Raw genomic sequence first — 13,275 nt, 5'->3', positions numbered from 1 at the left:
GCAGACCGATGTCCTTCGCACGACTCATGTCGCCACCTCCGCGACCGGGGCGTCGGTCTGCGCTCCGCCGTCGCCCATCATGTAGAAGCCGATCTCCGCCGGGTCGGTCGTGGCGGGGTCGAGCTCGGCGACGATCGAGCCGCGCGCGAAGACGAGCAGCCGGTCGCTGAGCGCGAGGAGCTCGTCGAGCTCGCTGGACAGCAGCAGGACCGCGCGGCCGTCCTGACGTGCCTGGATCAGGTGGGAGTGGATCGTCTCGATCGCACCCAGGTCCACTCCCCTGGTCGGGTGCGCGGCCAGGAGCACCTTCGGGGCGCAGCCGAGCTCGCGCGCGACGATGACCTTCTGGATGTTCCCGCCCGACAGGCTCGCGATGGGCGCCGCCGGGTCCCCTGCGCGCACGTCGAAAGCCCGGATCGCCTCGGTCGCAGCCGTTCGCCACGCCCTTCTTCGCACCAGCGGTCCGCGGGCGAGCGGGGCCGCGCGATACCCGACGGCGGCCAGGTTCTCCACCAGCGACAACCGTCCCGCGGACCCTGTGCGCAGGCGGTCCGAGGGGATGTGCGCCAACCCCGAGGCCCGCTTCCGCCGCTGGGAAGCCTTCCCGACGATCGTTCCGGAGATCCGCACGGTCCCCGTCTCCACCTCCCTCACCCCTGCGACCGCCTCGAGGAACTCCTCCTGGCCGTTGCCCTCGACGGCGGCGATGCCGACGATCTCGCCGGCATGCACGGTCACGTCCACTCCGCGGACCGCGATCGCACCGCGGTCGTCACGGGCGCGGATCGCGGTGGCCCGGAGCAGCTCCGGTCCGGGGATCGACGCGGGCTTCCTGATTCGCTCGGGGTCGGCACCGGTCATCATCCGGGCGAGCTCTCGCGCCGTCAGGCCGTTGCGCGACAGGGTCGCCACGGCCTCGCCGCGGCGCATGACGGTCACGACGTCGCAGGCCGCGAGGACCTCGTCGAGCTTGTGCGAGACGAACACGATCGAGGTCCCCTGCGCGGACAGCGTCCGCATCAGCTCGATGAGCGCATCGATCTCCGGCGGTGAGAGCACGCCGGTCGGCTCGTCCAGCAGGAGCACTCGTGCGCCGTGCTGGAGCGCCTTGACGATCTCCACCCGCTGCCGCGCACCCACCGTCAGCCGATCGATCCGCGCCCCGAGATCGAGCCGGAAGCCCAGTCGATCCGCAAGGTCGATAGCCCGGCGGCGCACCTGCCGCAGCTGGAGCAGCGGTGACTCGGAGGACGCCCGTCGGGACAGTGCGAGGTTCTCGAGGACCGTCATCGACGGAGCCTGGGCGAAGTGCTGATGGACCATCCCGACGCCCCCGCCGGCGTCGCGTGATGTTGCGAGCGGGAAGCGCACGTCGCCGCTGTCGGGAGGGATCATCCCGAAGATCACCCGTGACAGCGTCGACTTGCCCGCACCGTTCTCGCCCACGAGGCCGTGGACGGTCCCGGGAAGGATCGAGAAGCTGACATCCCGCAGCGCCACGGTCTCTCCGAACCGCTTGCCCACGGCATCCAGCACCACCGCCGCGGTCGTGATCGTGCTGCGATCGGCTTCCCGCTCGCCCATCTCAGCCCTCGGTTCCCGGCTCGGACGGGTCGGCGACGACCGTGACCTCGCCCGCATCGATCGCGGCCCACGCCGCGTTCACCGCCTCCTCCACGTCGGGTCCGACGGGGGAACCGGATGCCTCGACCCATGCCGCGACCTCGGCGAGGATCTGCGTCGCGCCCTTCGCGCCCAGCGGGTACACGACGTGCTCCCCGCCGGGGAAGTCCCCGCGGCAGGCGTTCGCGAGCGGCTCGCCGAAGGTCAGCGGCTGCGTCGCGACGATGCCCTCGGGGTAGCTCGGGATTCGTGTGGCGGTGTCGCCGATGAGGGCGACGCCGGAATCCTTCGCGGCGTCGATCACCCCGATGTTCGACTGGTCGGCCATGGCGACGATCACGTCGTTGCCGTCGTTGATCAGGGCGGCGGCGTTCTCGCTCCCCTTCGCCGGGTCGGTGTACGAGTTCGTGTACGACACCGTCACCTCGACGTCCGGCTTGATCGACGCCGCGCCCTGGATCAGACCGTTGATGACGGTGTTGCTGCCCGGCTCGGCCATGCCGTTGACCACGCCCACCTTGCCGTTCTCGCTCAGCAGCGCGGCCGCGACACCCCAGAGGTAGCCGGTCTGCTCGTAGGAGAACGAGCTGCTGGCGATGTTGTCGTGGGTGTCTCCGGACTCGGTGTTGGTGAACTGATAGATCGCCACGAAGTCGGTGTCGGGGCTGTCGTCCGCGACGGCGACCGTCGCGTCGCTCATCGGCGGGAAGGTCGTGGCGATCACGTCGAAGCCGTTCTTCACCGCGGTGCGCAGCGTCGACTCGTACTGGTTCACGTCGGACACGACGACGGACTCGACATCCCAGCCTTCGTCCGCGCAGACGTCGAGCCCGTCGGCGACGATCTCGCCGCCGGACGTGCCGGGGTCCAGCGGCTGGTTGGAGACGAGCAGCACCCGTTGTGCTGCGGCGGATCCCGCCGGATCCGGGTTGCTCCCCGCACAGGCGGAGAGTGCGAGGGCCGCGACGAGGACGGTCGCAGCTGCGGTGGTGCAACGGATCAACATGGCCACTCCTTTGGGGCGAAACGTTTTTGCAAAAATAGAGCGAATCGAGCCACAAGTCCAGAGTGCGTTGCCTGAATAGCAAGGGATTCTCATGAGAAAACCCTTTAGCGTGGCGTCCCGACGCTGACTGCTCGAGGCCGGCGCCGACCGACAATGGTGTCGATGGACCTCACCCTCGTCGCGCTCACCGGCGGCATCGGTGCCGGCAAGAGCACCGTCGCCGCGCTGCTCGTCGCGCGCGGCGCCCGACTGATCGACGCGGATGCGCTCGCACGGGAGGTCGTGGACCCCGCGACCGCCATCGGCCGTCGGGTGCTGGCGGCCGTCGCGGCGGAGTTCGGGGATGCCGTCCTCCGGCCGGACGGCGCTCTGGATCGGGAACGGGCGGCCGAGGTGGTGTTCTCGGACGACGAGCGGCGGGCGGCATTCACCGCGATCGTCCACCCGGCGATCGTCGAGGCCACGATCGCGGCCATCGAGACCGAGCGGACCCGCGGCGGGATCGTGATGCACGAGATCCCGCTGCTGACCGTCGACACCCCTCCGCTGCCGTGGAGCTACGACCTCGTGGCGACGGTCGAGGCGACCATCGAGGAACGCGTCGACCGGCTCGTCGACGGCCGCGGATACTCGCGCGCCCACGCGCTGGCGCGCATCGACGCACAGGGCCCCGAAGCGGGACGCACCGCCATCGCGGACGTCGTCATCCGCACCGACGGCACGCGGGAGGATACGGTCCGCGCCGTCGACGCGCTCTGGGCCGAGCTCGCGGCGCGCTTCGGTTCCGACCAGGCCGACCTGCTCGGCTAGGGCGACCGAGCCCCCTCGGGTGCTAGGCGCCGGGGAACCAGCCGAAGCTCGCCATCGCGTGGCCGTCCGGCGGGTTCTGCGATGCGGCGTCGACGGAGCCGAGCATGGTCCGCGTGAGCTGTTCGCGCGACTCCATGAGCCGGCTGAGCTCCGCGGCGAGATCCTCGTCGGTCGGGGGCCGCTCGTCGGTTGCAGCCCGCAGCACGCTGCGCCGCATGAGCTCCTTGGCGAACGAGCCGGTGGTGCCCTCGGCGCTGTCGGCGGCCGAGTCCAGCGCGTCCTGGCTGTACGGCAGGTTGTGGGCGTAGCGGCGGAACAGCCGGCGTCGCTCGGATGTCGCAGGAAGCGGCACGTTGACGGCCAGGTCGACGCGCCCCGGGCGCTCTGCGAGAGCCCGCTCGAGCACTTCGACGCGGTTCGTCGTCATGACGAAGGCGACGTCCGCATCGCCGTCGAGCCCGTCCAGCGCATCGAGCACCTCGAACAGCAGTGGCTGGGGCGACGCGAGTCGCTCCATGGCGACCAGATCGATGTCTTCGAGCACGACGATCGCCGGCTGGAAGGTACGCGCGATCTCGGCGGCCGCACTGACGAAACGGATGCTCGAGCCGGTGAGCACCACCGCCGTCGTCTGCGGCGTCGCGGCGAGCAGGTGACGGACGGTCAGCGTCTTGCCCGTCCCCGGCGGCCCGTACAGCAGCACGCCCCGCTTCAGATGCTGGCCGGCGCTCTGCAGCGCATCACGATGTGCGCCGATCGTGATGACGTGCTGCACGATCTCTTCGAGCACGCCGTCAGGAAGCACGATGTCGTCGGCGGCCACGGTCGGCCGCGCCACGAAGGTGGCTCCCGCATCGCTCCCGTACTCCGTCGCCTGGAAGGACAGCACCTTCCCCCGCAGGACACTGCGCTCGACCATCGTGTGCCGCAGCGCCGCGAGGAACCGCGTCACCAGAGCGGCATCCGTGCCCATGACCTCGATCGAGGCCGCCGGCCTGCCGTACTGGGGCGCGGCCGCACGCTGCGCCAGCGCGATCGGGGAGCCCTCGAAGGTGAGGAGCCGGATGCCCAGCGCCACGACCCTCATGCTCGAGTCCGGCCCGGTCGCCCGCTCCGCGTAGTCCACGGGCCCCGGCGCGAACCGGCTGTGGCCGTTGCCGACGAACTCCGTGAGCCCCTGATGGTGGCGCTGGTCGCCGCCGCTGATCCCGACGAGCCGGCCGCCACCGTCCGCGCCGAGTGCCTCCAGCGCGATGTCGGCGTCCACCAGGCGGTGATCGGCGATCTGCTCCTGCACCACGGAGACCTGTGTCGCGTCGGTTCCCAGGTGCTCGCTGATCAGGTCGCCCAGCGGCGTCCGGGTCCTGACCTCCTCGGCCGCCGCCAGCTCTCCGACCTGTCGCAGGTAGCCGGATACGGCACGCATCAGATCCCGGTCGTCATCGCTCAGCACGTCACCGAACCTCTCACAGACCGCCGACACATCGCCAGCGTCGTGACCGGACTACGCCCGCACGGCCGCGTCCGACGCCCGGACGATCTCCTCGAGCGCGCGGCGCACGTCGCCGCGGTCGTAGCCGAGCAGCTCCACCTCGTCGGCGGGCGGCTCGTAGGCGATCACGCGGCCTCGACCCTGAACGATGAAGCGGTCGGGCTGGTACGGGTGCTCCTCGTCGCTCTCCTCGATCCGCACCGTCGATCCGGCGGCATCGGCCAGCAGCTGGAAGTACTCGCGGTACGTCAGGTTCTCGTCGCCGATCAGATATGCGCGGCCCGGGATGCCGGCATCCAGCGCTCCCTCCACCGCCTGGGCGAGCGAGTGCACCGACATGTAGTTCGTGCCGCCCGACGGCGCGGAGAGCCCGGGCTCGGCCAGCTCGCCGCGGGCCCACGAGATCATGCGGCCGAAGCGCCGCAGCCCCCGGCCCGGCGGCACGCCGACGATGGACGGCGGGTTGAGCGTGATCGCGGCGAACGCGTCGTCGCTGAGCGCCCGAGCACCCTCGTCGGCGGCCTTGCGTGCCGCGACGTACGGGACCGTCGCCGCCCACTCCGGGTGGAGCTGGTGGTAGTAGCTGCCGATCTGCACGAATCGCCCCACGCCGGCGCGCTTCGCGAGCGCGGCGAAGCGGGGCACCCCCTCGGCCTGCACGCGGTCCCAGAAGGCGGCGTCCTCGTCGTCGGCGGCGACGTGGCGGATGTCGTTGCCCGCCGCGAACACGACGGCATCGAACCCGGCGAGCAGGGCGGGCGTCAGCGCGTCCGAGGTGTAGTCGGCGACGAGGCGCGGCATCCCCTCGATCGCGACTGGATCGTCATCGGATGCGGGCCTCCGACCCATCACGGTGACCTCGTCGCCGCGGGCGGCGAGCCGTGCGGCGACGTGGCTGCCGATGAAGCCGGTGCCGCCGGCGACCACGACCTTCACGCGAACACCGCCGTCGCATCGGAGATGACGGGCGTCTCGCCCCGCACCACGTCGAACGCGGAACCGTCCCACGACCTCACCGTGAGCAGGTCGCCGGGCACCACCGGCCCGCTGAAGCGCCCGGTGAGGGAGCGCAGATCGGCCGGGTGCGCGCCGCGCGCGTCGGCGAGCGGAAGCGTGGCGGCGGCCAGCGTGCACAGGCCCTGCAGGATCGGGCGGGGCTGCCCGATGCGGGCGGATGCCTCGGGGTCGATGTGGATGCGGTGGAGGTCACCGGTGAGGCGGTACAGCGCCGCCTGGTTCTCGGCGGTCGCGAGCGAGACCTCGGCGACCGGAGCTCCCACGGGCTGCGCCGGGCGCGCGGGCCCGCGCTCACCTCCGAAGCCGCCCTTGCCCGGCGCGAAGATCGACCACGTCGCGGTGAATTCGGTGCACTCGACGACGACCTCGAAGATCGCGGCCGATCCCTTGTCCCACACGCCGCCGACGCGCGCGCTGAGCTCGAGCGTGCCCGAGCGCGGCAGCGGCGCGCGGACCTCGAGGCTCTGCGAGCCGTGCACCGAGGTGTCGTCGAACACGCCCTCGGCGGCGAGGATGTCGGGCGCCCACTGCGCGAGCGTCAACCCGAACGTGGGAAGCACGCGCAGCCGCTCCTCGAAGACGAGGTCGAGGCGGTCGGCGGGCGCTCCCACTGCGAGCGCGTAGAGGATCGTGTCGCGCTCGGTGTACGACACCGCACGGTCGCCGAGGTGGCGACCGGCCCACTCGCCGGCGTTCATGCGCCGTACACCGGCTCGGGGCGGGCGGCGTCGGCGATCAGATCGCGCACGGCGGCGCCGACCTCGTCGGCGCGCCACCGGCGGTCGAGCTCGCGTGCCGGCCCGTGCCGCCACCCCTCCTCGACGCAGATGCGCCCGCCCTCGACCTCGATGACGCGGCCGGTGACGTCGGCGGAGTCCAGGCTCGCGAGCCACGCGACCACCGGCGACACGTTCGCCGGGTCCATGCGGTCGAAGCCGTCCTCGGGCGCGGCCATCGCGGCGGCGAACGGCCCCTCCGTCATGCGCGTGCGCGCCGACGGGGCGAGCGCGTTGACGGTGACGCCGTAGCGGCCGAGCTCCTGCGCGGCGACGAGGGTGAGCGAGGCGATGCCGCCCTTGGCCGCGGAGTAGGCGGCCTGGCCGACGCTGCCCTGGAGGCCCGCCCCGGAGGAGGTGTTGACGACCCGGGCCGCCGGCATCCGTCCCTCCTTCGCCTCGGCCCGCCAGTAGGCGCTGGCGTGACGGAGCGGGGCGAAGTGGCCCTTGAGGTGCACGCGGATGACGGCGTCCCACTCGTCCTCGTCGGCGTTGATCAGCATGCGGTCGCGCACGAAGCCGGCGTTGTTGACGAGCACGTCCAGGCGGCCGAACGTCTCGATCGCCTGGTCGATGAGCTCCTTCGCCTGGGCGAAGTCGGCGATGTCGGCGCCGTTGGCGACCGCTTCGCCGCCCGCGGCGCGGATGATGTCGACGACCTCCTGCGCGGGCCCGGTCGACGTGCCGTCGCCGCCGAGGGTGGTGCCGAGGTCGTTGACGACGACCTTCGCCCCCTGGCGCGCCAGCTCGAGCGCGTGTTCGCGCCCGAGTCCGCGGCCTGCTCCGGTCACGATCGCGACACGTCCTTCGCACAGTCGGGCCATCGGCCTGCCTCTCCTTCGAGTAGCGGTGGTGGTGCCACCCTAGTCCATCGACCAAGCAACTGCTAGTTTGGCTCGCGACGTCCAACGAGCAGACGTCGGAGGTGACGCGGATGACATCATCCTCGCGAACGGTGACCGTCGTGACCGGCGCCAGCACCGGGATCGGCCGCGCGACCGCCCTGCGCCAGGCGCGGGCCGGTGATCGCGTGTGGGCGCTGATGCGGGATCCGGATGCCGCAGCCGACCTCCGCGATCTCGCCGAGGCCGAGGGTCTCGACCTCGCGCTCGGCACCTGCGACGTGACCGACGACGACGCGGTCGCCGCGGCGTTCGGCGCCATCCTCGCCCACGACGGGCACATCGACAGGCTCGTCTGCAACGCGGGCGCGTACGCCGGCGCGACGCTGGAGACCCACGCGATGGACGAGATCCGCGCGCTGTTCGAGGTCAACGTGTTCGGCGCGCTGCGCTGCATCCGCGCGGTGCTGCCCGGCATGCGCGAAGCCCGCGCGGGCACCATCGTGGCGCTGAGCTCGCAGTCGTCGCAGGCGATCCTGCCCACCTGGGCGGCCTACGCCGGGTCCAAGCGCGCCCTGGAAGGGGCGCTGGAGGCCCTGGCGATGGAGGTGGCCGGGTTCGGCATCCGGGTCCGCCTCGTCCAGCCCGGCAGCACGCTCACCGCGATGCGCGGCAAGATCCGCCCGAGAGAGAACCCGCCGGGGTACGAGCGGATGCTGGAGCGCTACCAGGCCGTCATCGCCGCGGACCGCACCACGAGCCTCGCTCCCGACGACGTCGCCCGGGCGATCGAGCGCGTGCTGGCGGAGCCGCACGCGCCGTGGCGCACCCTCGTCGGCGACGACGCCGTGCGCAACACCGCGCGGCGCGCGGCGGCGACCGACGAGGAGTGGACGACGCTGTTCGGCCTCGACTCCGACGACGCCTTCTTCGACGCATGGACCCGGCTCGGCGAACCGGGCGACCGGGTGCTATCGGGCGAACCAAGCAAGTGCTAGGGTCAAAACAAGCAAACGTTAGGTAAGGAGATCACATGGCCGTGACCTCGTCGATCGCGCACAAGGGCGTGCGTACCGTCACGATGGACTACCCGCCCGTCAACGCACTCCCGGTCGCCGGCTGGTACGCCGTTGCCGACGCCATGCGCGAGGCGGGGGCGGATGCCGACACCCGCGTGGTCGTGCTGCGCGCCGAGGGCCGCGGCTTCAACGCGGGCGTCGACATCAAGGAGATGCAGCGCACCGGCGACCACGCCGCCCTCATCGGCGCGAACCGCGGCTGCTACGAGGCGTTCAAGGCGATCTACGAGTGCCCGGTGCCGGTGATCGCGGCCGTGAACGGCTTCTGCCTCGGCGGCGGCGTGGGGCTCGTGGGCAACTCCGACGTGATCATCGCCTCCGACGACGCCTACTTCGGCGTCCCCGAGGTCGACCGCGGCGCGCTCGGCGCCGCCACCCATCTCTCGCGCCTGGTCCCGCATCACATGCTGCGCGCCATGTACTACACGAGCCGTACGGTGGGTGCCGCGCGCCTGGCGGAGTTCGGAACCGTGCACGCGGTCGTGCCCCGCGCCGAGCTCGACGCCACCGCGCTCGCCTTCGCCGACGAGATCGCCGCCAAGGACACGCGCGTCATCCGCGCGGCCAAGGAGGCGCTGAACGGCATCGACCCGATCGACGTCAACCGCAGCTACCGGTTCGAGCAGGGCTTCACGTTCGAGCTCAACCTCGCCGGCGTCGCCGACGAGCACCGCGACGAGTTCGTCGCGACCGGCGGCAACCTCGAGACGTGACCGACAAGACGCTCGACGCCGACGCCGTCACGGACCTCGTCCACGACGGCATGACGATCGGCATCGGCGGCTGGGGATCGCGGCGCAAGCCGCTGGCGCTCGTGCGCGCCGTGGTCCGCTCCGGCGCGCGGAACCTCACCGTGGTGAGCTTCGGCGGGCCGGATGTCGGCATCCTGTGCGCCACCGGGCAGGCCGCGAAGGTCGTGCACGCGTTCGTCTCGCTCGACTCGATCCCGGTCGAGCCGCACTTCGCCCGGGCCCGGCAGGGCGGCGCTGTCGCGTCGGTCGAGCTCGACGAGGCGATGCTGGTGTCGGGGCTGCGCGCCGCCGCCCGCCGTCTGCCGTTCGAGGTCACGCGGGCGGGCCTCGGGTCCGACGCGGTCACCCGCAACCCCGGCATCCTCACCGTCCGCTCCCCGTATGCCGACGGCGAGGAGCTCGTCGCGATGCCGGCGATCCCGCTCGACCTCGCTCTGGTGCACCTGCACCGCGCCGACCCGGCGGGCAACGCCCAGCTGCTCGGCGGAGACCTGTACTTCGACGACCTGGTCGCCGCGGCCGCGGCCCGCACGATCGCGAGCGTCGAGGAGGTCGTCTCCACCGAGGAGCTGACGGCGGATGCCGCACCCTCGACCCTCGTGCTGAACCGCACCCTCGTCCAGCACGTCGTGCACGCGCCGCAGGGCGCGGGGTTCACCGCGTGCGAGCCGTACTACGCCCGCGACGAGGAGGCCCAGCGCGCGTACGCCGACGCGGCGAGCGCGCCGGAGGCGTACCTCGCGTCGTTCGCCGGGCGCGGCATCCGTCCCGCGATGACGGAGGTGACGGATGCCTGAGCCCGCCACCCGCGCTGACGTCGCCGTCGCCGCCTGCAGCGACCTGTTCCGGGGCGGCGGCGAGATCCTCGCGAGCGGTGCCGGCGTCGTGCCGACGATCGGCATGCGACTGGCCAAGCTCACGCACGCCCCCGACCTGCTGCTGAGCGACGGCGAGTTCACGCTCTACGCCGACGTGCCGGCGGTCGACGAGCCGTTCCGCGTCGTGGAGGGGTCGCTCCCCTACCGCGCGCTGTTCGACCTCATCGCGCGCGGCGACCGCCACGTCGTGATGGGCGCCGCACAGCTCGACCGCCACGGCAACCAGAACCTCTCCGCCATCGGCGACCGCGACCGCCCGTCGCGCCAGTTGCTGGGCGCCCGCGCGGCCGCGACGAACACCGTCAACCACGCCACGAGCTACTGGATCCCCCGGCACGCGCCGCGCGTGTTCGTCGACCGCGTCGACGTCGTCACCGGAGTGGGGACCGATCGGGCCCGGGCCCTCGGGCCCGCGGGGCGGTTCCACGACGTGCGCGCGATCGTCACCGACCTCGCCGTGCTCGACCTCTCCGGCCCCGACGGCACGCTGGCGCTCGTGAGCGTGCACCCCGGCGTCGACATCGACGACGTCGTCGGCGCGACCGGATGCGCGCTGCACCTGTCGCCGTCGATCCCCATAACCAGACTCCCCGACGCCGAAGAGCTGCACCTGATCCGCGAGCGCCTCGACCCGCGCGGACTCCGCTACCGAGAGGTCCCCCGCCGATGACCACGCCCCCGCTGATCCGCACCGCCCTGACCGAGCTCACCGGCGTCGACCACCCCATCGTGCAGACCGGCATGGGCTGGGTCGCCGGGCCCCGCCTCGTGAGCGCCACCGCGCGGGCCGGAGCCCTCGGCATCCTCGCCTCCGCCACGATGACGCTCGACGAGCTGGAACGCGCCGTCATCGAGGTCAAGGACCGCACCGACCGCCCCTTCGGCGTGAACCTCCGTGCCGACGCCGGCGACGCCTCCGAGCGCGCCGACCTGCTCATCCGGCACGGCGTCAAGGTGGCCTCGTTCGCGCTGGCGCCCAAGCGCGAGCTGATCGAGAAGCTCAAGGAGCACGACATCGTCGTGATCCCCTCCATCGGCGCCGTCCGCCACGCCGAGAAGGTCGCCGCGTGGGGCGCCGACGCCGTCATGATCCAGGGCGGCGAGGGCGGCGGCCACACCGGCGCCGTGCCCACCTCGATCCTGCTGCCGTCGGTGGTGTCGTCCGTCGACATCCCGGTCGTCGCCGCGGGCGGCTTCTTCGACGGCCGCGGGCTCGCCGCGGCCCTCGCGTACGGCGCGGTCGGCATCGGCATGGGCACCCGGTTCCTGCTCACGCGCGACAGCGCGGTGCCCGAGGACATCAAGCGCCGCTACCTCGAGTTCGGCCTCGACGGCACGGTCGTCACCACCAAGGCCGACGGCGTGCCGCACCGCCTGCTGCGCACCGACTACGTCGAGGAGCTCGAATCCTCGAACCGCCTGCGGACGCTGGTGCCGACGCTGCGCCGCTCCCTCGAGTTCCGCCGCATGAGCGGCATGTCGTGGCCCGCCTTCGTCAAGGACGGCCTGTCGATGAAGCGCGCGAGCGGACGATCGTGGGCGCAGATGACGCAGGCGGCCAATACGCCGATGCTGCTGAAGGCCGGGCTCGTCGACGGCGACGTCGGCGCCGGCATGCTCGCCTCCGGCCAGGTGGTCGGCGTCATCGACGACCTGCCGAGCTGCGAGGAGCTCGTCGACCGGGTCGTGCGGGAGGCCGTCGAGCGTCTCCGCGCCGCCGCGGGCACCGTCATCGCGGAATGACGGATGCCGGGGCCCGCCGCCCGGCGGCGGGCCCCGGCATCCGGTCCTTCCCGTGGTGCGGTGCCGCCCGCGCCGCAGCGCGAGCGGCACCGGGTCTAGAGGCGCTCGATGATCGTGACGTTGGCGACGCCGCCGCCCTCGCACATCGTCTGCAGGCCGTAGCGGCCGCCGCGGCGCTCGAGCTCGTTCAGCAGCGTGGTCATGAGGCGCGTGCCCGTGGCGCCGATCGGGTGCCCGAGCGCGATGCCGCCGCCGTTGACGTTGACGCGGTCGTGCGGGGCGCCGGTCTCCTTCATCCACGCCAGCACGACCGACGCGAAGGCCTCGTTCGTCTCGAAGAGGTCGATGTCGTCGACGGTCATGCCCGCCTTCTCGAGCGCGTACGCCGTCGCGGGGATGGGAGCGGTGAGCATGAACACCGGGTCGGCGCCGCGCACCGAGAGGTGATGGATGCGGGCGCGCGGCGTGAGGCCGTGGTCGGCGAGCGCCTGCTCCGAGGCGATGAGCACCGCGCTGGACGCGTCGCTGATCTGCGAGGCCACGGCGGCGGTGACGCGCCCGCCCTCGACGAGAGTGGGGAGGTTCGCCATCTTCTCGAGCGACGTGTCGCGCCGCGGCCCCTCGTCGGTCTCGACGCCCGCGAGCGGGGCGATCTCGCCGGCGAACCGGCCCTCGTCGATCGCGGCGATCGCGCGCTGGTGGCTGGCGAACGCGAAGCGCTCCATGTCCTCCCGCGAGATGTCCCAGCGCTCGGCGATCATCTCGGCGGCGCGGAACTGGCTGATCTCCTGGTCGCCGTAGCGGGCCTGCCAGCCGGGCGACTGGGCGAACGGCGTCGTGAACCCGAACTGCGCACCGACGTTCATCGCCGACGAGATCGGGATGGCCGACATGTTCTGGAGCCCGCCCGCGACGACGAGGTCGTTCACGCCCGCCATGACCGCCTGCGCCGCGAAGTGGAGGGCCTGCTGGCTGGATCCGCACTGGCGGTCCACGGTCACCCCGGGGACGTGGTCGGGCAGTCCCGCCACGAGCCAGGCGGTGCGTGCGATGTTGCCGGCCTGCGAGCCGATGGTGTCGGTGCAGCCCAGGATGACGTCGTCGACCGCTCCCGGGTCGATGCCGGTGCGGTCCATCAGGGCCCCGATGGCGTGCGCGCCGAGGTCGGCGGAGTGGATGCCGGCGAGCGACCCGCCGCGCTTGCCCACCGGGCTGCGGACGGCGTCGACGATGTAGGCGGTGGTCATGAGGGCTCCG

At 72.3% G+C, this 13,275-nt stretch carries 13 protein-coding genes; 6 read left to right on the top strand and 7 right to left on the bottom strand.

Annotated features, from left to right (window positions below; translation table 11 throughout):
* Positions 1-24: 24 nt before the first annotated feature.
* Positions 25-1,584 (bottom strand): ABC transporter ATP-binding protein, encoded by a 1,560-nt coding sequence (locus AC1DDU_RS08960; RefSeq protein WP_477433164.1) that lies wholly within the window; start codon positions 1,582-1,584, stop codon positions 25-27.
* 1 nt (position 1,585) lies between these two features.
* Positions 1,586-2,629 (bottom strand): BMP family ABC transporter substrate-binding protein, encoded by a 1,044-nt coding sequence (locus tag AC1DDU_RS08955; protein ID WP_477433162.1) that lies wholly within the window; start codon positions 2,627-2,629, stop codon positions 1,586-1,588.
* A 162-nt stretch (positions 2,630-2,791) separates the two neighbouring features.
* Between AC1DDU_RS08955 and coaE the strand changes: the two genes are divergently transcribed.
* Positions 2,792-3,439 (top strand): dephospho-CoA kinase, encoded by a 648-nt coding sequence (gene coaE / locus AC1DDU_RS08950; RefSeq protein ID WP_477433160.1) that lies wholly within the window; start codon positions 2,792-2,794, stop codon positions 3,437-3,439.
* 22 nt (positions 3,440-3,461) lie between these two features.
* Here coaE and AC1DDU_RS08945 read toward each other — a convergent pair whose 3' ends face one another.
* The 4 genes from AC1DDU_RS08945 to AC1DDU_RS08930 are packed head-to-tail and all read right to left on the bottom strand — an operon-like array spanning position 3,462 to position 7,548.
* On the bottom strand, positions 3,462-4,892 hold the full coding sequence (locus tag AC1DDU_RS08945) for an AAA family ATPase (protein WP_477433158.1): 1,431 nt from the start codon (positions 4,890-4,892) through the stop codon (positions 3,462-3,464).
* A 51-nt stretch (positions 4,893-4,943) separates the two neighbouring features.
* On the bottom strand, positions 4,944-5,867 hold the full coding sequence (locus tag AC1DDU_RS08940; protein WP_477433156.1) for an NAD-dependent epimerase/dehydratase family protein: 924 nt from the start codon (positions 5,865-5,867) through the stop codon (positions 4,944-4,946).
* Positions 5,864-6,646 (bottom strand): MaoC/PaaZ C-terminal domain-containing protein, encoded by a 783-nt coding sequence (locus tag AC1DDU_RS08935; RefSeq protein WP_477433154.1) that lies wholly within the window; start codon positions 6,644-6,646, stop codon positions 5,864-5,866. Before AC1DDU_RS08935 ends, AC1DDU_RS08940 begins: the two co-directional genes overlap by 4 nt.
* Complete coding sequence (locus AC1DDU_RS08930; protein ID WP_477433152.1) at positions 6,643-7,548, bottom strand: SDR family oxidoreductase; 906 nt, start codon at positions 7,546-7,548, stop codon at positions 6,643-6,645. The genes AC1DDU_RS08935 and AC1DDU_RS08930 overlap by 4 nt, the downstream gene beginning before the upstream one ends.
* 110 nt (positions 7,549-7,658) lie before the next feature.
* Here AC1DDU_RS08930 and AC1DDU_RS08925 point away from each other — a divergent pair, with 110 nt between their 5' ends.
* From AC1DDU_RS08925 to AC1DDU_RS08905, 5 genes are read left to right on the top strand one after another with little or no spacing between them, the layout of a single operon-like run.
* Positions 7,659-8,564 carry an SDR family NAD(P)-dependent oxidoreductase gene (locus tag AC1DDU_RS08925; RefSeq protein ID WP_477433150.1) on the top strand — a complete coding sequence of 302 codons (906 nt, stop codon included), beginning with the start codon at positions 7,659-7,661 and terminating at the stop codon, positions 8,562-8,564.
* A 35-nt stretch (positions 8,565-8,599) separates the two neighbouring features.
* A complete protein-coding gene (locus AC1DDU_RS08920) occupies positions 8,600-9,358 on the top strand; it encodes an enoyl-CoA hydratase family protein (protein WP_477433148.1) in 759 nt (252 codons plus the stop codon).
* Complete coding sequence (locus tag AC1DDU_RS08915) at positions 9,355-10,194, top strand: CoA transferase subunit A (RefSeq protein WP_477433146.1); 840 nt, start codon at positions 9,355-9,357, stop codon at positions 10,192-10,194. Before AC1DDU_RS08920 ends, AC1DDU_RS08915 begins: the two co-directional genes overlap by 4 nt.
* Positions 10,187-10,945 carry a CoA-transferase gene (locus AC1DDU_RS08910; protein WP_477433144.1) on the top strand — a complete coding sequence of 253 codons (759 nt, stop codon included), beginning with the start codon at positions 10,187-10,189 and terminating at the stop codon, positions 10,943-10,945. Before AC1DDU_RS08915 ends, AC1DDU_RS08910 begins: the two co-directional genes overlap by 8 nt.
* A complete protein-coding gene (locus tag AC1DDU_RS08905; protein WP_477433142.1) occupies positions 10,942-12,018 on the top strand; it encodes an NAD(P)H-dependent flavin oxidoreductase in 1,077 nt (358 codons plus the stop codon). Before AC1DDU_RS08910 ends, AC1DDU_RS08905 begins: the two co-directional genes overlap by 4 nt.
* A gap of 95 nt (positions 12,019-12,113) precedes the next feature.
* On the opposite strand, the gene AC1DDU_RS08900 is transcribed toward AC1DDU_RS08905, so the two are convergent.
* Positions 12,114-13,265 (bottom strand): acetyl-CoA C-acetyltransferase, encoded by a 1,152-nt coding sequence (locus tag AC1DDU_RS08900; protein WP_477433140.1) that lies wholly within the window; start codon positions 13,263-13,265, stop codon positions 12,114-12,116.
* Between the last annotated feature and the right edge of the window lie 10 nt (positions 13,266-13,275).

Source organism: Microbacterium sp. 05T445, assembly GCF_056395865.1.
Note: the sequence above shows the minus strand (reverse complement) of the source record. Positions and strands in the feature narration are given on the sequence as shown.

Bases quoted from the DNA above. Each gene is read 5' to 3' on its own strand.
- AC1DDU_RS08960 (WP_477433164.1), bottom strand. From the start codon at position 1,584: ATGGGCGAGCGGGAAGCCGATCGCAGCACGATCACGACCGCGGCGGTG.
- AC1DDU_RS08955 (WP_477433162.1), bottom strand. From the start codon at position 2,629: ATGTTGATCCGTTGCACCACCGCAGCTGCGACCGTCCTCGTCGCGGCC.
- coaE (WP_477433160.1), top strand. From the start codon at position 2,792: ATGGACCTCACCCTCGTCGCGCTCACCGGCGGCATCGGTGCCGGCAAG.
- AC1DDU_RS08935 (WP_477433154.1), bottom strand. From the start codon at position 6,646: ATGAACGCCGGCGAGTGGGCCGGTCGCCACCTCGGCGACCGTGCGGTG.
- AC1DDU_RS08930 (WP_477433152.1), bottom strand. From the start codon at position 7,548: ATGGCCCGACTGTGCGAAGGACGTGTCGCGATCGTGACCGGAGCAGGC.
- AC1DDU_RS08925 (WP_477433150.1), top strand. From the start codon at position 7,659: ATGACATCATCCTCGCGAACGGTGACCGTCGTGACCGGCGCCAGCACC.
- AC1DDU_RS08920 (WP_477433148.1), top strand. From the start codon at position 8,600: ATGGCCGTGACCTCGTCGATCGCGCACAAGGGCGTGCGTACCGTCACG.
- AC1DDU_RS08910 (WP_477433144.1), top strand. From the start codon at position 10,187: ATGCCTGAGCCCGCCACCCGCGCTGACGTCGCCGTCGCCGCCTGCAGC.
- AC1DDU_RS08905 (WP_477433142.1), top strand. From the start codon at position 10,942: ATGACCACGCCCCCGCTGATCCGCACCGCCCTGACCGAGCTCACCGGC.
- AC1DDU_RS08900 (WP_477433140.1), bottom strand. From the start codon at position 13,265: ATGACCACCGCCTACATCGTCGACGCCGTCCGCAGCCCGGTGGGCAAG.